The following is a 22321-nucleotide window of genomic DNA, read 5'->3' on the forward strand; positions in this document are numbered from 1 at the left end:
AATATAGGAATGGCCCGATTCCACAGGATCGGGCCATTTCCTTTTTGTGCTCGGGGGCAGACATGAGCAAATCAACACAAGAATTGATGCTGAACGCGTTAAAAGAAATTAAAACGCTGAAGCGCCAGCTGGCCGGATATCAAAAGGCCGCCCACGAACCCATCGCAATCATCGGCATGGGGTGTCGCTATCCTGGCGGCTCCACCAGTCCTGACGCGTTTTGGGATCGACTTTACAACGGTGTAGATTGTATTACCCAGCAGGATAATAACGAACGCTGGAATATGGACGATCTGTATGATCCAAACCCGGACGCACCGGGAAAAATCTACAGCAAAGGACTGGGCATCATTGATGAGCCCGACTTGTTTGACACAGAATTTTTTGGTGTTTCTCCACGAGAGGCGGAAGACATCGATCCACAGCACAGACTGTTGTTGGAGGTTTGTCACGAAACAATGGAATCGGCAGGTTATGCACCCGGCCGACTGAATGGAAGCCGTACAGGTGTTTTCGTGGGAATTGCTTCGGCGGATTATGCCCACCTTGGCAGCATCTTGGGCAAGGCTGAAGATCTGACACCTTGGCAGGGTATTGGTAATGCCATGAGTGCGGCACCGTGTCGCATTTCTTATCTTTATAACTTCAAAGGCCCGGCGTTGGCACTGGATACCGCGTGCTCATCGTCACTCACTGCATTGCATTATGCCTGCCAGTCTCTGCGTCAGGGTGAGTGTGATACAGCGCTCACCGGTGGTGTGCATTTGGTGTTGAACCCAGCCATCTCTATCGTATTTGCTAAGGCGCGCATGCTATCGGAAGACGGCCACTGCAAAACCTTTGATGCTTCTGCTGATGGTTACGTGCGTTCAGAAGGTTGCGGGGTCGTGATGCTCAAGCGGCTGTCAGATGCGGTGGCTGATGGTGACAACATACTTGCCCTGGTAAAGGGCACGGCCTTGAATCAAGACGGTAAATCCCAAGGTTTTACGGCTCCCAATGAGTCCGCACAGGAAGATGTTATTCGTGCGGCCCTGGAACAGGCGCAACTCAAACCTCAGGATGTAAGCTACGTTGAGGCCCATGGCACAGGTACGCCTTTGGGTGATCCCATAGAGTTGGGAGCACTGAATACGGTGTATTGTGCCGGTCAGAGTCGTCGCCACCCGCTATTAGTGGGTTCTGCTAAGACCAATATCGGTCACAGCGAAGCGGCAGCCGGAGCTGCTGGGATGATCAAACTGATTCAATCGATTCAGCATCGCACCATTCCTCCCCATATTAATTATCACACGCCCAACCCGTATATACCTTGGAGCAAGATGGCCATTAAGGTGACAGATAAACTCACCGAGTGGGATCAATATGCTCCTGAAGATGGCAAATTGCGGGCGGGTTTGAGCGCGTTTGCGTTTACCGGAACCAACGTTCACGTAATTTTTGAAGAATACAAACCAAAACAGAAAGCTGAAGAATCTTCACCAGAGCCAGCCCCTTGGGTGCCGCCTTTGGTGACAACCTCTGCCAAACAGCCCCTGGCAGTATCCCTGTGGCAGGATGCAATGAAAGCTCACATGGACGTGACCCCTTCATTGACAGTGGATCAGATTGCAAGAACCTGCACAGCCGGGCGTGACCACTACAAATACCGCACGGTATTTTTGCCGAAAGACACTCATCATCTGAGCGAACTGCTGGGTGAAAAGCGTGGGCAAAATGATGCCATTCTGCGCGGAGTGAAAGAAAAACCAACTCACAAAATGGCGTTTCTGTTTTCGGGCCAAGGTGCGCAGTTTGAAGGTATGGGTAAAGAGCTTTATGAGCGAATACCTGTGTTTCGCCAGTTTTTTGATCAGGTGCTGGAGCAGCTGAACCCGTTGTTGGATCAATCCCTTACCGAGGTAATGTGGGGGGATCAGACCGAACTGCTGAATCAAACCCGTTATACTCAGCCTGCTTTGTTTGCGTTGGAATACGCATTGGCCAAGACCTGGATGCAATGGGGGATGAAAGCCGATTGTGTGGCCGGGCACAGTGTCGGAGAGGTGACGGCTGCAACCATTGCTGGCGTATTCAGCCTGCAAGATGCCTGTACTCTGATTGCCGCACGGGCTCGGTTGATGGGTGAAACTGAACAGGGAACCATGCTGGTTGTGTTTGCTGACCGCGAACGCACAGAGGAGCTGATCTCGGCTCACCCTGAGCTGGAAATCTGTGCTGTCAATGGGCCGCAGAATACGGTTGTCGGCGGTAATTCCGATCACATTGAAGCACTCAAAAATGCGTTACAGGCACAAGCCGTAGAGTGTCGTCTACTACCAGTACAGCACGCATTCCATACTAAGGCCATGGACCCTGTGCTGGAGCAGTTCCGCGCTGCCATAAAAGGCATCAAGTTTGTGACGCCCCGTATGCGTATACTGTCCAATTTGAATGGGCAGCATGTAGGCAAGCAGATGGCCGATGCCGAATATTGGGTGCAGCAGATTCGCAACCCGGTTAATTTCCTGGCTTGCGCCCAAGGCATTCTGGAGGCGCAGATGGATGTGGCCCTGGAAGTGGGCCCCGGCGCTGCCTTGGTGTCGATGTTACAAGATGCCCTGGCTCAGGATCATCGGGAAAATCACAGTGAAACTCGCTTGGTAACCGTGGCCAGCTTGCAGCGAAACCATAGTGGCCTGGATACCCTGACTCGCAGCATGGCCCAACTGTATGTTGCAGGTCTCGAGTTGAACTGGGGCCAGATCATGCCGGTTAAACACGTGGTGCCAGTGGTGTTACCCACCTATTGTTACCAGCGTAAAAGTTACTGGAACGAAACCCTGCGGGCTTACATGCAACGGCAGGAACTACCAGAAAAAGCCAAAAATTGGCTATACCAGTTACGTTGGGATGCAACCGAGACCCTGAACGAACTGCCCGTCGGGCAGGGTTCTTGGTTGCTGTTGTTCCCAACGTATTCCATTGCTGATGAATTTGCTTCACAGGTAGGAGCAAATGCTACCTCTGTCACCACTGGGTGTTTTGAGGTGAGTGATAGCGGCGCGGTTATGGAAATTGCACAACAGAAGGAAACAGTATCACCAGTAGGGGATGCTTCTGCGTTGCTGGCCAAGGCATTTGATTCTGCCAGTGAGCAGCAACCGATTAAGCTCGTCGTGTCCACCGCCGGTCTTGGTGCCCAGATATCGCCATCACAATACGATGCGTTGACTGGTATGATACTGTCCATCGCCAAAACGGTGCAGCAGTGCCCTCACGTACAGTTATGGCTAGTAACGGAATCAGCCACTGAAACACCAGGTCAGAAAGTTGAGGTGCAACCTGCACAAGCCATGGTGTTAGGTTTTGCCAAAAACCTCGCACTGGAGCTGGCCGGCAAGATGTTTTCGGTCATTGATGTTGAGCAGTGGAGTAGTACTGTAGCCAATCGATGTGCTGAGGTTATTAGTAAAGGTGTTTCTCAACCTTGGGTTGCCGTGCGTCAGCAGAAAATATTGGCGCCTTCCGTTGTCAGGGTTACAGCGGGTAGCTTATCCAATCGAAACCGAAAACTTAAAGACGATGGCTTTTACATGATCGCAGGTGGTACCGGTTCCTTAGGCTTGTCCATTGCTGAGTGGATGGTCAAGATGGGTGCCAGGCATATCGCATTGTTGAGCCGATCCGGTATCAAAGGTGATGCGGATGCACGGGTTGAAAACCTGCGCAAGCAGGGTGCTCAAGTAGTTGTGCCAAAAGTAGATCTTACTGATCGGGATGAACTGAAAGAGGTGTTGGGTTCCCTGCGTAAGGACAGAAGCATCTACGGTGTAGTGCATGCTGCCGGTTTATTTGAGCTGTGCCCCGTACAAGATCTTACTACGGAGCGTTGCCGTCAGCTCATGGCAAACAAAGTTCTGGGTATGCAATGGTTGGATGAACTCACTGCTGAAGACCCTCTGGAATTCTTTGCCGGTTATTCATCAATTGCATCGGTGTGGGGTTCTGCAGGTAACTTTCATTACTCTGCTGCTAACCAGGTGGTGGATGCCATCATTCAGCGTCGACGTCAGCAGGGCAAGCCGGGTATCAGCTTGAACTGGGGGCCGTGGGCCGAGTCCGGTATGGTTACCGATGAGTCCGGTGATCAGGCGGAAAAGCGTGGGCTGCTGCAAATGGATAAAACCATTGGTACCCAGGCATTCGGACGCCTGCTAAATAGCGATCAAGGCCAGATCATTGTGGCTGATATTGTCTGGAACCGATTCAAGCCTTTGATGGAAATCACATCAGTCGGTACGCTTCTGAAATCGGTGCAAGATCCCGTTGATCCCAGTGAGCTGCTGAGTGCAGAAGTAGAGCTCAATGCAGAAGATATTGCGTTTAAAGAAGAGTTGGCAGAATGTGCGGAAGATGAACGGGCAGAAAAACTGTTGGTTTATTTGAAGCAGCAATTGGCCAAAGCATTGCAATTAATGCCCGATGAAGTAGATGACACTCAGCCATTGATTGATATGGGTATAGATTCGCTGCTGGCCGTGGAATTCAAGAACCGTGTGACTAAAGTGACCGAAGTGGAGCTGCCAGTGGTGCGTATGCTGGGTGGTGCCAATCTTCGGGATGTATCCCAATGGATGGCAGAAGGATACGGCGCGCAAGTAGACGGAGCCTCAGCAACGGATCAACAGGACGAGGACGACGCGCTGGTTGAAGGTGTGCTATGAGTGCAGAGCATGCAGTGAAGCAGTTACTTCAGCCCCATCTGGATAAGGGGCTGGAGCTATGGCTGGAAGGAGACGCGTTACGCTTTAAAGCTCCCAAGGAGCTGATGACGCAAGACTTGGTGGCCATTCTGAAGGCTAACAAGCCTGACATTTTGGCATGGCTTCAGGATGAAGCCAGTCAATCTCAAGTGGTACAACAGGCAGAATTGATAGACGAATACCCCCTGGCGTTTACCCAGGGAGCTATCTGGATGTTGTATAAATTTGCTCCCAACAGCCCTGCTTACAACACCACCTTTGCCTGTACTTTGGCAATGGATGTAGATGAAGGTGCAGTTAGGCAGGCGTTTCATGCTTTGCTTGTGCGGCATCCGGTGCTGCGCTCTACCTTTACTGATACCGAGCATGGCCCGCGGCAAAGAGTGTGGAGCCACATAGAAACTCCGTTGAGCATTATCGACGGTAGTCAGTGGGATGCTGCGGAATTACAGCGACAGCTGGATCAGGAGGCAGATGCTCCGTTTGATCTTCAGAATGAATCCTGCTTGCGTGTTAAAATCATCAAGAACAGTGTTCAGGGTGACATCCTGATTGCCACCATACAGCATGTGGGCGCAGATTTATGGGCGTTGCTGGTGGTAGCGCAGGACATTAAAACCTTTTATGGGAAAGCGGCAAAAGGTGAGCCGCTTTCAGTGCAACCGGCAGCCGCTACATACCGTCAGCATGTGGAATGGCAGCAGTCATTCATGGACAGCGCTCGAGGAAAAAAAGAACGCTTTTACTGGAAGCAGCAATTAAACGGCGCGCCGTTAACGGTCTCTCTGCAACAAGACAAGCCTCGCCCACCCGTGCTGCAACTGCAAGCCAAGACCATAAAGCAGATCGTTGAGAAGGATCAGTATCAAGCGGTCAAGCAGTTTTGTAAACAAAACAGCATAACTCCTTTTGTCTTCGTGCAATCCGCTTTCCAGCTTTTGGTTCACCACCGATCCGGTGCCCAAGATTTTCTGGTAGGTACGCCGACCATGGGTCGTTCGCGTAAGGGCATGGATGAGGTCGTGGGGGATTTTGCTAACCCGGTGGTGCTGCGTGCATCGGTGCAGCCAACACAGACACTGGGTTCTCTTTTCAGTCACGTTAAAAAGACGCTTCTGGCGGCGATGGAGCATCAAGAGTGTCCATTCCCTATTGTGGTTCAGGATTGTAACCCACCAAGAGACAGTAGCCGTACGCCATTATTCCAGTTGATGTTTGTGTGGCATCAGGGCAACGCCGACATGATGCCCAAAGATGGTTTTATCAAAGATGTGTTGCCGATGTCGGGCCCCCGTGGAGCGCCGTACGATTTGATGCTGGCGGTGAGCGATCTGGGTGATCATTTCGAACTAAACTGGACCTATCAGACCAGTTTATACAATCACGATACGGTGAACCAGATAGCGCTGGATGTTAAGCGTATCATGAGCGTTTTTCTGCAGATTGATGGTGATACCTGCATCCACAGTTTGTTAAGTGATATACCTGGCAGCGCAGAGTCCAGTGATCGCAAGGCCAGAGAAAGTGCTCTGGATCAAGAGGTCGCCGCACTGGAACCAAGTCTTCAAGGCATGAAGTTCAGGTCTTTGTTGGATCAGGATATGCAGGGTGCTGAGTTCAAGCGTATCGTTGTTGAGTGCAGTAACCAAGTTGGCGCTTCGATACGTCCGGTGCTTCAAACCAGTTATCACGACGTTGTGTGTCTACCGCGGATGCCAACGTTGTCGAATGGCGATATAGACTATTGGGCGCTGCGTCAAATCAGTGCGGTGAATGTGCAGCGTTTGTCGCAGCAACTGGCAGACAAAGACTTGGGCAGTGATGATCTGATTGTTGTTCGCAGTCGAAAATTACTTCCGACCTATTCCAAGGATGATTTGGAGGGGCAAGCAGGCTCGAAGCCAGTGTCTACGCCTGTGCAGTCCATTGATTTGCAGAGTAGGCCTGATGCATGGATGGTAGGGGAGTCATTCCAACATGCAGAAGGTGCACCAAAGCATCTGTTCGAAGCTTTGCAGAATACGGCTAGACAATATCCAGAGAAAGGTTTTCTGTTTGTTGATGGCGACGGTCAGGAATCTCTCTATACCTATGCCCAGCTGGAGCAGGATGCCTATGCAGCGGCAGAAGGATTGCGGCGGTCCGGTGTAAATGCTGGCGAAATCATGTTGCTACAAATGCGTTTTGATCGCAGATTTTTTGCGGTGTGGTGGGGTGCTATTGTGTCAGGCATTCGCCCATTGGTGGTGGCCACGCCTGAGCACTATCACGAACGCAACGGTGTGGCACAAAAGCTCTATAATGTTTCTCACAATTTTGATCAATTGGTCATCGCGGCAGATCGAGAGCGAGTTGAAGATTCCCGTCGTTGGTTAGGTGAAAGCAAGCAGGTAATTGATGCGGATGCCTTGTTGGAGCATGAAGCTCAATACAAACCGGAGCGGTTGAGTACAGATCCGGTGGCTTTTCTACAGCTTACTTCAGGCAGTACAGGTACACCTAAGGCAATTCAGATTACCCATCATGGCATCCTTCATCATGTGGCGTCATCTGCCCGGTTTAATGGTTACAGCAGTGATGATGTCAGTCTGAACTGGCTACCCTTCGACCACGTGGTTCCGATTCTAACCACACATCTCAAAGATATTGTGCTGGGTATTCAGCAGGTGCAGCTGCCTACAACGGTGGTTTTGGCTGATCCGGTTCGGTGGCTGCACACCATGTCCCGCTATCGGGTAACCTTCAGTTGGGCACCCAACTTTGCTTTCCAGCGAATTATTGATGCTCTGAAAGGCTCGGCTTCTCTTCAAGGGCTGGATCTCAGTTCCGTAAAAATTCTGATGAACGCAGGTGAACAGGTTTTGGCACCGGTAGTGGCAAGTTTTACGGCTGCCCTAAAGCCCTTTGGGCTTCACCCCGATGCCGTGCAGCCTGCTTTTGGTATGGCTGAAGCCTGTACCTGTATGACCTACAATAATCACTCGTCTACGCAGTTGTCGGTGCATTTCAGGCCCACTAGCGATCTGTCCGTGGTTGATGTGGTAGAGGCCAATAACGCCAGTCATGGCTTTGTGGATTTGGGGCCAGTTATACCTGGTGTGGAAGTGCGCATTACTGATGACAAAAATCAGTTGGTGAAAGAAGGTGTCATTGGCCGTATGCAAATTCGCGGGCCTGTGATCACTCCAGGTTACCTGAATAACCCTGATGCAAATGCTGAAGCCTTTGTCGGTGATGCTTGGTTCAATTCCGGCGATCTGGGGTTTATCTGGAATAAGCGCCTGATTCTTACCGGCCGCGAAAAAGAAATGATCGTGGTGAACGGCGCAAACTTCTATTGCTTTGAGCTGGAGCAGGCTGCCAGCAAGGTTGCAGGTGTGTTGCCGACCTTTGTTGCGGCCACAGGTGTCAATCTCAATCAAGGTGGAAATGACGATTCGCTAGTGTTGTTCTATGTAGCGGATGATGACGCCGAGCGCACGGCGATGGAACGTCAGATCATTGCCAGGGTGGCGGAGAGCTTTGGAGTGGTTGCTCACTATGCTATCGCGGTGAAGCGAGACGAATTCTACAAAACGACAAGTGGCAAGATCCAGCGTGGGCAGTTTAAAAAGCTGTTCGAGTCGGGGTTTTATGATGATGACGTTACGGACTTTGATGTTCGACATCGCTCTGCGCAGGCCCTGGTTGATACCGTATTTGCCCTAGACACCTATGTAACCAAAGTGGATTCTGATGGCGTGGCTGCGCCAAAGGTGATGATGCTGGATGAAGCTGAATCCAACGGTTTATCCTTGGCTTTGCTGGAACCACTGATAATTGATTTGGGCGTATACGGCGGCGAGCTGGCTGGCGCGCCCGATTCACTTTTTGAATTCACACAATTGCTGAAGCGCGTTGGTGACGTATTGTCTCACGCGCAGGGTCAGCATCCGATATCCATCTGGCTGCAGTCTGATACTTCAGATGTGCTGAAGTGGATAAAACCATTGGTTGAGACCTTGCGCCAGGAAACCGGTATGGGGCAGCTTTCATGCTTGGTAAGTGCTGCCGCTGAAGTGCCAGTGATTCCCGCGCCGGGCACTTCGGTGTGGCAGGACAAGGGTTTGCATTATCAGCAGCTCCTGACCAACGTGCCGCAAAGCCCAATGCCCAATGATTTGATTGCACGTCGAGGCACCTACCTGATAACCGGTGGCTTGGGTGGCTTGGCTGAGCCTTTATGTGATTATCTGATTCAACAACGTAAAGCCTGTGTTTTACTGAGCGGTCGTACATCGCTTGAATCTGACCCTCGTCGCCAATCACGCTTCAATCAGCTAGCGGCACGATTCGGCGCAAGTAATATTCATTACCTGTGCCTGTCTGACTGGAATGTCTCCACTATAGAGCGTTCAGTTGCAGACGGGCTCAAGATTGCAGGGCGTACCCAGTTAGACGGAGTTTTCCATCTGGCCGGCCATATGGATATGGCTCCATTGCAATCTATAACCGCATCACACTGGTCAGGGGTCATGCAGGCCAAAGCTGAAAGTGCTTTGGCAATCGCCAGTTACCTGCAAGCCAACTGGCCGCGCAGCGTACTGGTTCAATATGGTTCACTCAATAGTTATTTTGGTGGGCAGGCGGCGGCGGCCTATAGTGCAGCCAATGCTGTGCAGTCAGCGGTTACAGATCATCTGAATATCAACACTTCGGTACGTAGCTGGTGTTTGAACTGGAGTGTATGGCAGGGTGCTGGTATGGCCGCGCAATTCACCTCAGCTGAATTGCAGATGGCGCGCAATAAAGGGTTTTTACCACTAAATACCCAGCAGGACTCCAAGCTAATACAGCGATTGCTGCAATTAGCACCCGCCAATTACTTTGTTGGTCTTGATCCGTCAAACCCCGAAATTCAGGGTCAACTCAGCCCGGCCAATCGATCCATTGAGCAAATAGATCTGTTTGCGGACGTTAGCCGTTGTCAGCAAGCTGATGGGGTGCGTTCGCTGTTACAGGCAATATCGCCTGTATTAATGCCCCATGCTCATACACCCCTATGGCAAGTTCATCTCACAGCAGAGCCGTTCGAGCGATCTGCAGACGGCGTGGTGTTAGTGGAGCGCTTGCAGCAGCAGTTATCCCAAGCAGATGAACAGGGTGAAGCGGCTGCCAACCAAATAGAGAAAGATCTTGCTGCAATCTGGAGCGATGTGCTTGGGCGCCCTGTCACTGATGTGTCCCGCTCGTTTTTCGAATATGGTGGGCATTCGATTAATGCGACCCAAGTTGTCTCGGCTATCAACAATAAGCTGGGGCTGCCGATTTCGGTGGCCAATCTGTTCCAGTACCCCACTATACGTGAGCTGGCGCAGATTGCTGGGTCATCTGTGGCAGATAACAGTTTGGCGCTGACCTTGAGCGAATGCATTAAGCGCGGCGACCGTTACAGGCTGGATGTGATTAACCCCGATGTGTCCAGCCCTATCAAATTGGTGTATTTACCTACGGCGTTAGGGTTATCCGGCGCTTATGGTCAAATGGTAGCAAATTTATCAGGCTATCAAAGCTATGCGGCCAGTATGCCTGCCGCAGATGCCTCCCAAGCAGAGTTGTCCCAAGTGGCCAGTCGATTTATAGAGTTGTTAGCCGGTGCTGGGCTTGTCGGTGAGCAAACGATCTTGGTTGGCTGGTCTATGGCCGGGGTCCTTGGTTATGAAATTCTGCGTCAGCTTTCAAAGGGTTACGATAGCCTGCCCAAGCTAATCATGTTGGACAGCGGTTTTGCCGATGGTTTGCATGAGATCACATTTGACGAAGACTTTCAGCGTTTGATGTTTGCAGTTGAGTTAGGGCTCAGTATTGATAAGTATGCTGACTTTAATCAGCAGGAGACCCACAACAAAAAGTTACAATGGCTGCAACAATATCTAGAAACAATTGCAATTGAAGTTACTGAGGAAATGTTGGTAGAGTGGTGGGAAGCCTATTATAAACGCTTGAAATGCTTACTCAGCTATCAAATAGAGGGTGAGTTGGTGGATGCGGACATAAGCTTGTTTAAAGCGGCTTTGCATACACATGGTCGCGATGACTTGGGCTGGAATGATAACAATAACCGAATCAAATGGACGTTGATTCAGGCTGATCATCAGGGCATTGTGAAGCAGCCTGAAACGTTCCAACGGATACGCGAACATTTGGCATAAGAGAGAAGGTCAATGGGAAACATTGTGCGACGATCTGGGAATCCCCTGAACTGGATAGCGAAAGCCTGTTCCATGCTGGGCATCGTTTTGGCTTCGTCTGTTACTGTGGCCGCTGGAATCTCACCTGCAAGCAGTTGTAATCCACTGGCAGTCGAAACATGCGGGTTGCCATTTCCTAGTGATGTCTTCCGAAATACAGTAGGGCGCTATAATTTCTCAGATACGATACTGGATAAGCGCACCAGTGGTAACGTGCGTACGTTGTTGCCTGCCCGCATTCAGTTTCCTGCATCATTTCAACCATCCAAAATCTTTAACGACAGCACCGGCTTTTCGGCATTGGGTCCAGTACTGTTTGAACTGAATGACTGGCCGCTGTCCGACATTCCGAAAGATGGCGAGGGTTACCTGCATGTGTATAACATGAGGACAGGTGCTCGCGTGCCTATGGTTGTCTCCTTGAGTGACGCCGCACAGCCTGAGCGCGACCTTCGTGAAACTCGACCAGTGATCATTGGCTGGCCTCGCAGCCGTCTGGAGTTCGGGGAGAAATACATTGCTGTGCTGTATAAATCCAGTCTCAATGCCGGCTTCTACAGTAACAGTGGAGTGGAGTTATTTACTCCGTCCGAAGGGGTTCAGAAAGCGCTTGCTGGCAATGCTGGCTGGCTCTTGAATTATGTGTACGGCACGCCCATATCGGCGATGGAAAGCATCGGTGTTGATAAGAACGATGTGCTGTCCTTTACCTGGTTCACCGTGCGTAAAGAAAGTGAAGTCGTGGATCCGATGATGAGCATGGTGAACGCCGCTTTGGCCTATCCCAATTACATCCGTAATTTGCAAGCGACCACCGCATTGGGCGATCCCGATTACGGCTTGGTGACGTTGAAAGGTGATGTGTCTCTGGTGAATTTCCGTTCACCGGATGGTGGTGTTTATCCTCCTTATCAATATATCCCAGATGCATCCCGTCGAGTGACTGATTTTGTTCTGACCCTGCCGAAATGGGACAAGGCCGAGCCAATCCCTATCTCTGTTTGGGGTCATGGCTTGGGTAATTTCAAGGAGTTGACTCGCTCGGGATACATTATGGGCGACCGCTTAGGTGTGGCCACTATCGCGATCGATCATCCGAATCATGGCTCTAGAGTGACAAACTTTGATTCGCTGAAAGAACCCCATATTTCCCTGGCGGTGACTTCGCCATTAACCATTATGCAGTTGTTAGGTATGTTTGTGCAGGCGACAGTGGATCACAATGTGGTGATCAGCAGTGCCAAGTACAGCCTGCCTCAGGTGTTGGCTAACTGGAGCAACAGCGATTATCCCAACATCCCTGCGCTTGATGGTTCTCGCATCATGTTTGACGGTATGTCCCTTGGTGCCATGTTAGGGGTGGCTATTGGTGCTACAGCACCGGAGCTGGATGGAGCCTATCTGGTAAACGGTGCCGGAAGTATGATGCAGATTTTCTCTGAATCCACTTTTTGGGATGATTTCACCAGTAACGTTATACCTCAGAATATGAGTGGTGCTGAGCTGACCTTCGTACTGGCAATGATGCAGCACTATGTGGATATCGGCGATGGTAATAACTTTGCGCATCTGTATCGCAACCCGCCGCAAGGTCGTAGCCCTCGCCCTATCGGAATGCACTATTCCCTGGGTGATGGCAGCATGACCAACGATGCTACTCGCGCTACAGCCGAGATCAGTGATTTGCCTTTGTTGAAAGAGGTAATTGAGGCAGAGCCAACCCTGCGTTTTGGCGATGAAGGCCTGGATGGTTTCGAAAATGGGTTTGGGTTGGTGCAAAGTGGCTTTGGCTTGGCAGCGGCGGATGAGACCCTTAATGCCTTGCGTGAATTCGATATTGGTAACACCTTGGGTTTGGATGATGTATCAGTGCTGAGTGGGCTGCTTGGTGTAGACGGCAATATCCCGGAAGGTGTTCCATTTGCCGATTACTTGGGGCCGCTGCTAGGTCAGAATGATGCCAACAGCATCGATAATATTGTAAGTGCCATCTATGAAGGCGAAGCTGATGATTTTCTGACCCACTTTAATCGTGGTGGTACGGCTGCCGTTCATCGTGCAATCGACTGGCGCTGTGAAGTGATGAATCTTGATACAGAGCGTTGCAACGCTGCAAAGCAGCTGGCAGTGGAAGATGCAGAAAATGGTGGTGGTCTGGGAGATATCATTCCAGGCGGAACCGGTGATCAGACGGATCAGATCGGTGATATGATCAATGAAGGTTTGAGTAATATCCAGGTTACAGAAGGCAGCGCCGGTGCTATTGAATGGGTTATGCTGATTATGCTGGGCTTGATCTTTGCGCATCGCCAATATCGGGCTGGGGTAGTGCCAGTTCGAGTGCGGCGCTCTGATCGAGGCGCTCGTGACTGATTCCCGTTTGGGAGTATTAGCCCAAGGCTATGAGAAATTGGTTGGCTCACCGCGGATCAGGGTAATGGCAGCGGCAATTGCCTCTGCTGTTACTTGGTTTTGTTGGGCTTATTGGGCTAACCGCGAAGATCCAAATCAGGCGTTGCTTTCAGGCTTGTTCCAAGGTGGCGTTAACTTTATTACCACCGCATTTGGCAGTGCGCTGCTGGAGGCGCTGTACAATCGAATTGGTGATCATTCCCAAGGGCGTGCGATGTGTGTGGTGATTGTCAGTTCAGGGTCGCTTGTGATGATGTTGTGCGCACACTGGCTGGCATCGACCCCCAATATCCTTCTTACCGTTCTTCCGGTATACACAGTTGTTATTCTCTATTGCAGCTCCTATATATTTGGCTTACACAAAATAAAAAATAAATATGAAACAGAAGAAGTGGCAGTGCAGTAAAGCGCTTTCTTGTTTTGGGTTGGTTTCACTACTGTATTCAACGCATTTACAGGCAGAAATAGGCGAATTTTCAGGTTGGCTCAACGGTCAGGGGCGGTATTACGCTGAGACAGGGGAGTCGGTTGAGGAACAGGCCTATCCTTCGGCGGCATTTCAGATTAACTATAATCAGACTCTTTCAGACAATGATCAGTTGATAGTCAGTCTTTTCGGGCGCGGCGATTCTGTGGACGACGAGCGGAACTACCTGGATGCCCGTGAGTTTCTGTGGCTGCACCAAAGTGATGATTACCAGTTCAGGTTAGGGGTGGGTCAAGTCAGCTGGGGCGTCAACGAGCTGTTTAAGATTACTGATCTTATTAATCAAAAAGATCGGGCAGAGTTGCCGTTTCAGCGTAAGCTTGGGCAACCTATGGCGTCGGTGTCCTTCTATTGGGGCGATGATCTGATCGAACTCTATACTTTGTATGATGTGCGAAAAGCATGGTTTCCTGGCGAAGATGGGCGTATGCGTTACCCCATTTTGGTTGATCCGGATGAGCAGGAGTACGATCGTGGGAAAACCGGGCGCTGGGACTTTGCTGCGCGCTGGAAAACCCGTCTGGGTGATATGGACGTGGGGCTTTCCCACTTCTACGGGGTCACCCGTGACCCTTATTTTATATTCAATTACGACTTTGCCGATCCTTATTTGATACCCGTTTACGAGAAAGTGAATCAGACCTCAGTAGATCTGGTGTACCCCTGGCAGGATGTGCTGCTCAAATTGGAGGCAACATATCAGACAGGGAACCTGGAGCAGTTTGAATCCGTGGCGGCCGGTTTGGAATATACATTTGGTGGTGTCTTTGATTCAGAGCTTGATCTAAGCTGGTACGTGGAGGCTATCTGGGATAGTCGTGATCATATTTATGCAAGCTTGTTCGATCATGATGTCGGTGTGGCTGCCCGTTTGGCATTCAATGATGCCAGAGATAGCAATCTGATTTTGGGTGTAGTGGCTGATTACGAGTACAGCGAGGCCTTTGGCTATTTGTTCTTCACCAGCAACTTTGGTGAGAGCTGGACGCTGAACGTGACGGGCCAGTATTTTATGGCGAATGAGCCAAGGCTCGATCCTAATGATTTCCCTGAATTTCAGGGCTTGGTTGATAACGTTGAGGCGGGTAATTACCCCATACCCGAAGAAATCATCAATGATGTATTGGCAGCCTTTGATGGCACATCGATCAGCCAGAAACAATATGAAATAATGGTAGAGCGGTTGGGCGAGATTTCTGCTGGTAATGGAGATTATTTTGACCAGGTGACAGATTACGATGCCGCCGCCCAAACGATATTTGATCTGTTAAGGATTTCAGATAATTCTCAGAAAATGAACCTGATTGAGCGGGATGGCTACATACAGGTCGATGTTTTTTACCACTTTTAGGGAGTGAGAATTATGATGCGACGCTTTTTGTGCCTAGCGGCACTGGTAGCCAGTAGTCAGTTAATAGCTGAACCCTTGACCGGGCTTCAGATCGTTGAAAAAGCCAAGCAGAATGGAAAAGGTTTTAAGGATCTTACTCATACTGTAAAAATGGTGTTGGTGGATGAAGGTGGTGATCGCACTGAGCGTGAGATGCTCATGAAAGCCATGACTGAGAGTAATGGTGACAGTTATAGCCTTTCCATTTTTACAGCGCCACAGCGTGAAAAGGGCATCTCTCTGCTGACCGTGGCCGAGAAATCGTCCAGTGATAAGCAGTATTTGTACCTGCCTTCTACTCGCCGTGTGAAGCGGATTACCAGCTCTAATAAAGGCTCATCGTTTCGAGGTAGTGAGTTTACATTCGAAGATCTATCCGATCAGAAAACAGAGGATTATCGTTTCGAGCTGGTGAAGGAGGAGCCTTGTGCAGCGCAGACCTGCTTTGTTGTTGATCGTTTCCCTAAATCTGATGATTCCAGTTACAGTAAAACTCAGCTCTGGATTGATTCAGAATATTTTAGGCCTATTAAGGCTGAATTCTATGATCGTGACAACAAACAGCTAAAAACCATGCAAACGGAAGGCTATGAGTTGTTTGAAGGGCAGTACTGGAATCCAAAACAGATAACCATGACGAATCATCAAACCGGTAAGAGTACGCAGATGATATCGCTGGAGTTGAAGATGAATACTGGGCTGCGCAGCTCTGAATTTACTGAGTTGGCGATGCGCAACTGGCGTTAAAATAGTAATTCCAGAACGCTGTATGTTCCTCTTATTTATGTGTTCCTTTGTGTAGGAGCGTCTTACTCGGAAGCTTCCAAGTGTAGATGCTCCATATCAAAGTCAATGTCCGTACTGTTGTTGCTTTGCGGGCCGTAGTTTTTCTTGAATTCTCTCGGCGATTCCCCTGTCCATTTCTTGAACGCTTTGCTGAATGCAGATGAATCGCAGAAGCCGAGCATCAATGCAATCTCTGTAATGCACTTATCACTTTTGGTGAGATAGTTGATTGCAAACTCTCTTCTCAGCAGATCCAGTTCGTTCTGAAAATTGGTGCCCAGGCTGTTCAGTTGGCGGCGCAGCGTACGGCCGCTCATACCGAGTTTGCGGGCAGCTGTTTCCAGTGAAGGGAATGCACCGGCACTTTGAATTAAAACCAATCGTAATTTTTTGGGTAGGTAATTCAGGTTGATTGGTGGCACTGTCTTTAAAAAGTCTTGTTCAGCCATGCGAGCAATACCTTTGTTGGCCAGCAGTAGCTCCCGTCGTGCCAGCTTCTTTGATACAGAAAAATCACAATGTTCCGCCTCGAAGCGGATTTTGCAATTGAAGTATCGCTTGTAGATCTTCTCGTATTCGGGTGCGGCGTACGGAAAGGCAATACAGTCTGGTTCGTACTCCTTACCTAAAAGGAACTGCAAAATGTTTTTGAAATTCACCATTATCGATTCAAAGAAAAAATGGGAATAGGGCGCAAGTGGAATACATTCTATGATCCGAATACCAACGGTGGATTCTGTTTCGTAGTATTCCATGGTGAACGGAGGAAATGCTTTTTCACACAGGCGACACGCTGCTTGCAAACACTCTGAATAAGTTGGCTGTGCCATAGCTGACACGCCCGCCATGCCGTGGCAGGTGAGCCTCATTTGCTGGCCGACTGCTAATCCGCCGTAGGGCATGTTCAACTCTTTGAGTGAAACTTCAACGAGTTTTAAAACTTCGTTGAGAGAGTATGGGCGGGAGTTGTCACAAAGGTTATCAAGGTCAACCCCTGACTTCCTGCTCAGTTCGGTGCGTTTGATGCCAAGCTGCTCTGGCAGTTCCAGATAAGCTGCAATGTATTCAGGCAAAACTATAGGTGTGTCTCTATCCATAATCTTGTTCTTTTTATTTGGACTTCAACATTAAGTATATGAGAGTTCGAGAGTTAAATGTTACTGCTTAAATGTATGTACTTAGTCATTCTATGTCTCACTTCCGTTACAAACCAACGTGCATTGTTAGCTTTAGTGGCCAATTGAGCCATTTTTATGGCCACCCTTATTGAACGGTTGCGTAGCTAGTATATTTGAAGTGGACGTGTTTTTAACGTTCTGATTTGATTGGTGATTAATATTTATATAGTTGTAAGCTATAAGGTGTTCAATGAGGAAGGCTGGCGCTGTGTTGGTGGCCGATTTTTACAACAGTTGCGCTGTTGGTGAGGGTGGTTACGTTCGTGTATTGATCTGTGCCGCTGTTTGGTTGTTCAGATGGTTGTACATTGCATGTCTCATAACGATTAAAACTGATTAGTAATTATGCAATGTTTCTTGGGAATCCTAATGAGGTTATGTAAATGAAAAAGTTATCGCTGCTGGACGATTTGTTCCTATGGCTTGAGCGAAGACATCAGCCTATGCATGTGGCGGGCTTGTTGATTTTTGAATATCCCAAAGATGCGCCTGCTAACTACGTTAGCCTGGTGGCCGAGCAGATGCGGGCCTGCAATGAGCCAACCTATCCTTTTGATCAAAGATTGATTGAGCGCTGGAGCGGCAACTGCTGGGAGCATGATCCAGCCTTCGATATTGATCACCATTTTCGTCATGTGGCTCTACCTAAACCCGGCGGTATCAAAGAGTTACTCCAATTTATCTCTATTGAGCACAGTAACTTGCTGGATCGCAGCCGCCCTTTGTGGGAATCCTATTTAATTGAGGCGATGCATGGTCGCCACTTTGCCATGTACACCAAGGTTCATCACTCCGTTTTGGATGGTGTTTCCGCTATGCGCACTACCATGCGTATGTTGGGGAATGATCCCGCTGAGCGGGACATGCTTCCGATTTGGCAAATGCCTCCGTCTCCAAGAATGCTGGGGGAGAAGCCAGCAGAGGGGCTGATGTCTACATTGCGGATGGCTGGTTCGGTGGTGGGTGGACAGTTATCCACCATCAAGCCGGTAGCGAGCGCGCTTTATGACACCATTCAGGCGGCCCGGAAGAATCCTGAGTACGCGAATGTGTTTAAAGCGCCAGCCTGCCGTTTAAACCAACCGATTACCGGTTCGCGCCGTTTTGCGGCTCAGTCATTTGAGCGCTCCCGGCTTAAGTCTATAGCTGAGAAAACCGGCTCGACCACCAACGACATAATCCTGGCAATGTGCGGTTCGGCGTTACGGCATTATTTGCAATCTTACGATGCGCTTCCGGATTTGCCGTTGGTGGCAATGGTTCCGGTGTCCTTGCGTAAGGACGACAGCATCGGTGGCAATCAGGTAGGGGTTATTCTGGCCAATCTCGCAACTCACTTGAAGGGTAGCCTGAATCGTTTAGGGGTAATCAAGCAATCGGTTGATGAGGCAAAGGATAAGTTTCAGCGTATGAGCAAGGAGGAGGCAGTCAACTACACGGCTCTGACGCTCGCCCCCAGTGGGCTGACGCTGTTGACCGGTTTGATGTCTAAATGGTTGGCCTTTAACGTGGTGATTTCGAATGTGCCTGGCCCATCTGGGCCACAATACTGGAATGGAGCCAAGCTAGAGCGTTTTTATCCTGTATCGGCCATTGTGAACAATATGGCTCTGAACATCACCATTATAAGCTATGAAGACAGGCTTGAGTTCGGCATAGTTGGCTGCGGTCGGACCTTGCCCAGCATGCAGCGATTATTACAGTATCTGGATGATGCCTTGATTGAGTTGGAAGCGGATCTGGGCCTATCCCCGCCTGCGAAACCGGTTAAAAAACGGGCTAGAAGAATCCACAAGGAGAGGGCTGAATAATTAATAAGTGACTGAATGTGCACTGAATTAGGTTTGCTGTAGATGTGATATGAAAGCCTTTTGTCTCGATCATATGGGCATATAAATTCAGTTGGTCAGTTGTATTTATTACTTGCGCTCCTGTAACCCCTCAATTACAGTGTACATATGTACACGGATATTGAGGGATTTACATGAATAATGAACTGGCTCCCAAACCATCTACTGAGCGGCAGTCTAAGTCAGGCTTATCGCCGACACACTGGCTGTTTGGCATATTTTCTCTGTTCCTGCGTTCCAGTGGTGAGCTGACCCGGGTGGTTGGCGAAATGCATCATACATGGCGCGATTCTCCGCTGCCTTGGGATCGCTCCCATGAGGCGGATATCAGCAAGGCGCCGAAGCCGTATCTGTGGATTAAGCTGCTGTTTGAACACAGTGCCAACAAGCTGCACAGCGCGCTGGATCATATTCCTACTGATCGTGTGTCCCAGCCTTTGCATCGCGTTCGCAGTGCCGTAAACGGTGTGATGGGGGATAAGTTGCAGGAGTGGAATCATCCTCTGGCACTGCATACTGAGCTGGTGGATGAGCATGGTCATGATGTGAGCCTGCCTGCGATTAAGGCACAAAGTCCGGCGGGTGTGGTGATTTTTATTCATGGTTTGTGTTTGAGTGAAAGCGACTGGCATGGCCATCATAATCGACAATTTATTTCAGAGCTGCGTGAGCAAGGTTATGGCATTGCATGGTTGCGCTATAACACCGGGTTGCCGATCTGGGAGAATGGGCGCTTGTTGGCTGAGTTTTTGGAAGGCCAGTGGTGCGAGGGTGATCAGGATAAGAGCCTGCGTCTAATCGGGCACAGTATGGGTGGGCTGCTGGTGCGCAGTGCCTGCCATTTTGCTGGTGAGTCCGGGCATCACTGGTTGCAGTCTTTAACCCATGCGGCGTATCTGGCGACACCTCATGACGGCGCGCCGATGGAAAAAATCGGCAATATGGCCAACTCGATATTGGGTGTAACACCGTATTCTCGCCCATTGATGGCGCTGGGCAATATCCGCAGCCTGGGCATTCGCAGCCTTCGACATGCCAATGTCACTGAGCCCCATGATGGAACCCATCAACAGCTGCCTTTGCCCTTTTATGAAAACTGCGAGCATCTATTGCTTGGGGCACGTAAGTTCTATGAGCCTACCAATCGCTGGCTGGGTGATGGTCTGGTACCAGAAGAAAGTGCCATGGGTGGGCCTCATTTCCCCGCTGAGCATGCACAGATACGGCGAATGATGCTGGATGATGTGGGTCACATTACATTACTGCAAGATGAACGTTTGTACGATCAATTGCGCAGTTGGTTGAATTAGAACTCAAAAGCAATTTGGTTCTGGGGTGCGGACTCGTGATCCCGGAATCGAACGCCGACGCCGAGCAGGCGTACAGCAAGCTGTTTGCGTTTAAAGGCTTGATCAAATAGTTCGCGGTATGTGTCCAGGGATGGACTGCCTGCGCAGCATTCCATGGTGGTGCTGGTGAAGTCGGAAAACTTCAGTTTAACAAAGGCCTTTTTAATGGGCTGATTGCGGTTGGCTTTCTTCAGGCGCAGTTCCAGTTTTTCTTTCAGTTCCGGCAGTTTCTTCTGGCAGGAATCGATGTCTGGCAGATCACTAGGGTAAGTGTGCTCAACGCTGACGGACTTGCGGGTAGAGCGCGCCTCTACCGGACGTTCATCGATGCCATGGGCCAGCCGGTGCAGATAATCCCCAAAGTTACCTACTTTTTCCACAAAGCTGAAACGGTCATAACGGCGAATATCCGCGCAGGTGCGGATTCCCATATTGTGTAATCGCTGCGCCGTTACTTTGCCTACACCATGGAGCTTTTCGATGGGTAAGTTCTGTATAAACTGATCGGTGTCTTTGGGTGGAATGACCCATAAGCCGTCTGGTTTATTCCAGTCGCTGGCAATCTTGGCCAGAAATTTGTTGGGCGCTATTCCTGCTGACACGGTGATGCCTACCTGAGCGCGGATCTGCTTGCGCATGGCCTCTGCCATGCGGGTGGCGCTGCCCTGATAATGTGGCTGCGCGCTGACATCCAGATAGGCCTCATCTAAAGAAAGCGGTTCAATGATGTCGGTGAAGCGGTGGAATATCCGATGGATCTGCTGGGAGACCTCTTTGTAGTAATGGATTCGCGGCGGGATGATGATGAGATCCGGGCATAGCCGTTTTGCGTAAGCAGAGGCCATGGCCGAACGTACGCCGTATTTCCTTGCCTCATAGTTGCAGGTAGCAATAACACCCCTGCGCCCAGGATCACCACCTACGGCGACGGGGCGCTGGCGCAGCTTGGGGTCATCCCGCATTTCAACAGCAGCGTAAAAGCAATCGCAGTCGATATGTATGATTTTTCGATTCATGGCCTGGGTATTTTTTCAAAAAATTCTTTGCCAAATGAGCAGGCTTGATATACTGTAAAAGTATACAGTAAAACTGATAAAGCGAAACCCATTTATTTCCGCGCCCAGAGGCCTTGGAGAGATCAATATGAAATCAGTCGGTTCGTCGATCGAGCAACAGCACCAACAACGTACTGTTCAGTTGTCTGATGTATCTCTGTCTCATGCGCAGTTTATGCATTGGATTGCGGAGTTTAATCAGGCGACGGGTAGCTGGCCTGATCTCGATCAGGTTCAAGCAGCGCCACTATTTGAGCAGGCGTTGTTGGATGATCTTCAGTGCTGGAGCCTGGTTGCTTGGGATGCAGAAGAGCACCTGGTAGCAGTAGAGCAGTGGATTAGCCTGCCGGTAGTGGGCTCTGTTGCGGCAGGAGTGCCTATTGAGGCCATTGAGAACCATCAGGGGCAGCTTTCGTTGCCGCTGAACCTGTTTCGCGAGCGGCCGACGTATCTGCTGCGTGTTCGTGGTGACAGCATGAAGGATGCTGGCATTTTAGATGGTGATCTGATTGCTGTTCGTAAAACAGAGAATGTTGGCGAAGGTAAGATTATTGTGGCTCGAGTGGATAATGAGGTAACGGTAAAACGGCTTAAGCTGGATGGCGGTCAGGTGGCGTTAATGCCTGAGAATGCGAATTATGAGCCTATTATGGTCGCACCGGAGGAGTTGGTGGTAGAAGGCTTGTTTGTAGGCGTTATCCGGGAGCGTAACCGTTTGCACTAAGGTGATGTGCAAACAGAACATTTTTCTCGCGCAGTAAAATCGACACCCATCAATTTTTACTGCCTCGTTAGGCTGCAGCCCACTGCAGCCTTTTTTTATGTGCCTGTTCTAGACC

At 49.9% G+C, this 22321-nt stretch carries 11 protein-coding genes; 9 read left to right on the forward strand and 2 right to left on the reverse strand.

The window, feature by feature from the left end; all coding sequences use genetic code 11:
• The first annotated feature begins 62 nt into the window (after positions 1-62).
• From Kalk_RS18115 to Kalk_RS18140, 6 genes are read left to right on the forward strand one after another with little or no spacing between them, the layout of a single operon-like run.
• Positions 63-4706 carry a type I polyketide synthase gene (locus Kalk_RS18115; protein WP_101895590.1) on the forward strand — a complete coding sequence of 1548 codons (4644 nt, stop codon included), beginning with the start codon at positions 63-65 and terminating at the stop codon, positions 4704-4706.
• Positions 4703-10936: a condensation domain-containing protein gene (locus Kalk_RS18120; protein WP_101895591.1), complete on the forward strand. Its 6234-nt coding sequence runs from the start codon at positions 4703-4705 to the stop codon at positions 10934-10936. The genes Kalk_RS18115 and Kalk_RS18120 overlap by 4 nt, the downstream gene beginning before the upstream one ends.
• A 24-nt stretch (positions 10937-10960) precedes the next feature.
• Complete coding sequence (locus Kalk_RS18125; protein ID WP_158643569.1) at positions 10961-13348, forward strand: hypothetical protein; 2388 nt, start codon at positions 10961-10963, stop codon at positions 13346-13348.
• A complete protein-coding gene (locus Kalk_RS18130) occupies positions 13341-13793 on the forward strand; it encodes a hypothetical protein (protein ID WP_101895593.1) in 453 nt (150 codons plus the stop codon). The genes Kalk_RS18125 and Kalk_RS18130 overlap by 8 nt, the downstream gene beginning before the upstream one ends.
• Positions 13765-15225, forward strand: coding sequence for a hypothetical protein (locus Kalk_RS18135; RefSeq protein WP_101895594.1), 1461 nt, complete (start codon positions 13765-13767; stop codon positions 15223-15225). The genes Kalk_RS18130 and Kalk_RS18135 overlap by 29 nt, the downstream gene beginning before the upstream one ends.
• 12 nt (positions 15226-15237) lie before the next feature.
• On the forward strand, positions 15238-16011 hold the full coding sequence (locus Kalk_RS18140) for an outer membrane lipoprotein-sorting protein (protein ID WP_101895595.1): 774 nt from the start codon (positions 15238-15240) through the stop codon (positions 16009-16011).
• Between the two features lie 62 nt (positions 16012-16073).
• Here the strand turns inward: Kalk_RS18140 and Kalk_RS18145 are convergent, their stop codons facing one another.
• Positions 16074-17147 (reverse strand): AraC family transcriptional regulator, encoded by a 1074-nt coding sequence (locus Kalk_RS18145; protein ID WP_101895596.1) that lies wholly within the window; start codon positions 17145-17147, stop codon positions 16074-16076.
• A 464-nt stretch (positions 17148-17611) separates the two neighbouring features.
• Here Kalk_RS18145 and Kalk_RS18150 point away from each other — a divergent pair, with 464 nt between their 5' ends.
• Together Kalk_RS18150 and Kalk_RS18155 are read left to right on the forward strand one after the other, a co-directional pair.
• Positions 17612-19039, forward strand: coding sequence for a WS/DGAT/MGAT family O-acyltransferase (locus Kalk_RS18150; protein WP_101895597.1), 1428 nt, complete (start codon positions 17612-17614; stop codon positions 19037-19039).
• A 173-nt stretch (positions 19040-19212) separates the two neighbouring features.
• Complete coding sequence (locus tag Kalk_RS18155; RefSeq protein WP_101895598.1) at positions 19213-20388, forward strand: esterase/lipase family protein; 1176 nt, start codon at positions 19213-19215, stop codon at positions 20386-20388.
• Here the strand turns inward: Kalk_RS18155 and dinB are convergent.
• The gene (gene dinB, locus Kalk_RS18160; protein WP_101895599.1) at positions 20385-21443 is read right to left on the reverse strand and encodes a DNA polymerase IV; all 1059 of its coding nucleotides are present in this window, start codon (positions 21441-21443) and stop codon (positions 20385-20387) included. The genes Kalk_RS18155 and dinB overlap by 4 nt on opposite strands.
• A gap of 127 nt (positions 21444-21570) precedes the next feature.
• On the opposite strand from dinB, the gene lexA reads away from it, so the two are divergent.
• A complete protein-coding gene (gene lexA, locus Kalk_RS21715) occupies positions 21571-22206 on the forward strand; it encodes a transcriptional repressor LexA (protein ID WP_324772600.1) in 636 nt (211 codons plus the stop codon).
• Positions 22207-22321 lie beyond the last annotated feature (115 nt).

Source organism: Ketobacter alkanivorans, assembly GCF_002863865.1.
Classification (GTDB): Bacteria; Pseudomonadota; Gammaproteobacteria; order Pseudomonadales; family Ketobacteraceae; genus Ketobacter; species Ketobacter alkanivorans.

Excerpts from the sequence above, each read along its gene's own strand:
- Kalk_RS18115 (WP_101895590.1), top strand. The coding sequence starts at position 63 with ATGAGCAAATCAACACAAGAATTGATGCTGAACGCGTTAAAAGAAATT.
- lexA (WP_324772600.1), top strand. The coding sequence starts at position 21,571 with ATGAAATCAGTCGGTTCGTCGATCGAGCAACAGCACCAACAACGTACT.
- Kalk_RS18120 (WP_101895591.1), top strand. The coding sequence starts at position 4,703 with ATGAGTGCAGAGCATGCAGTGAAGCAGTTACTTCAGCCCCATCTGGAT.
- Kalk_RS18150 (WP_101895597.1), top strand. The coding sequence starts at position 17,612 with ATGAAAAAGTTATCGCTGCTGGACGATTTGTTCCTATGGCTTGAGCGA.
- Kalk_RS18155 (WP_101895598.1), top strand. The coding sequence starts at position 19,213 with ATGAATAATGAACTGGCTCCCAAACCATCTACTGAGCGGCAGTCTAAG.
- dinB (WP_101895599.1), bottom strand. The coding sequence starts at position 21,443 with ATGAATCGAAAAATCATACATATCGACTGCGATTGCTTTTACGCTGCT.
- Kalk_RS18140 (WP_101895595.1), top strand. The coding sequence starts at position 15,238 with ATGATGCGACGCTTTTTGTGCCTAGCGGCACTGGTAGCCAGTAGTCAG.
- Kalk_RS18145 (WP_101895596.1), bottom strand. The coding sequence starts at position 17,147 with ATGGATAGAGACACACCTATAGTTTTGCCTGAATACATTGCAGCTTAT.
- Kalk_RS18135 (WP_101895594.1), top strand. The coding sequence starts at position 13,765 with ATGAAACAGAAGAAGTGGCAGTGCAGTAAAGCGCTTTCTTGTTTTGGG.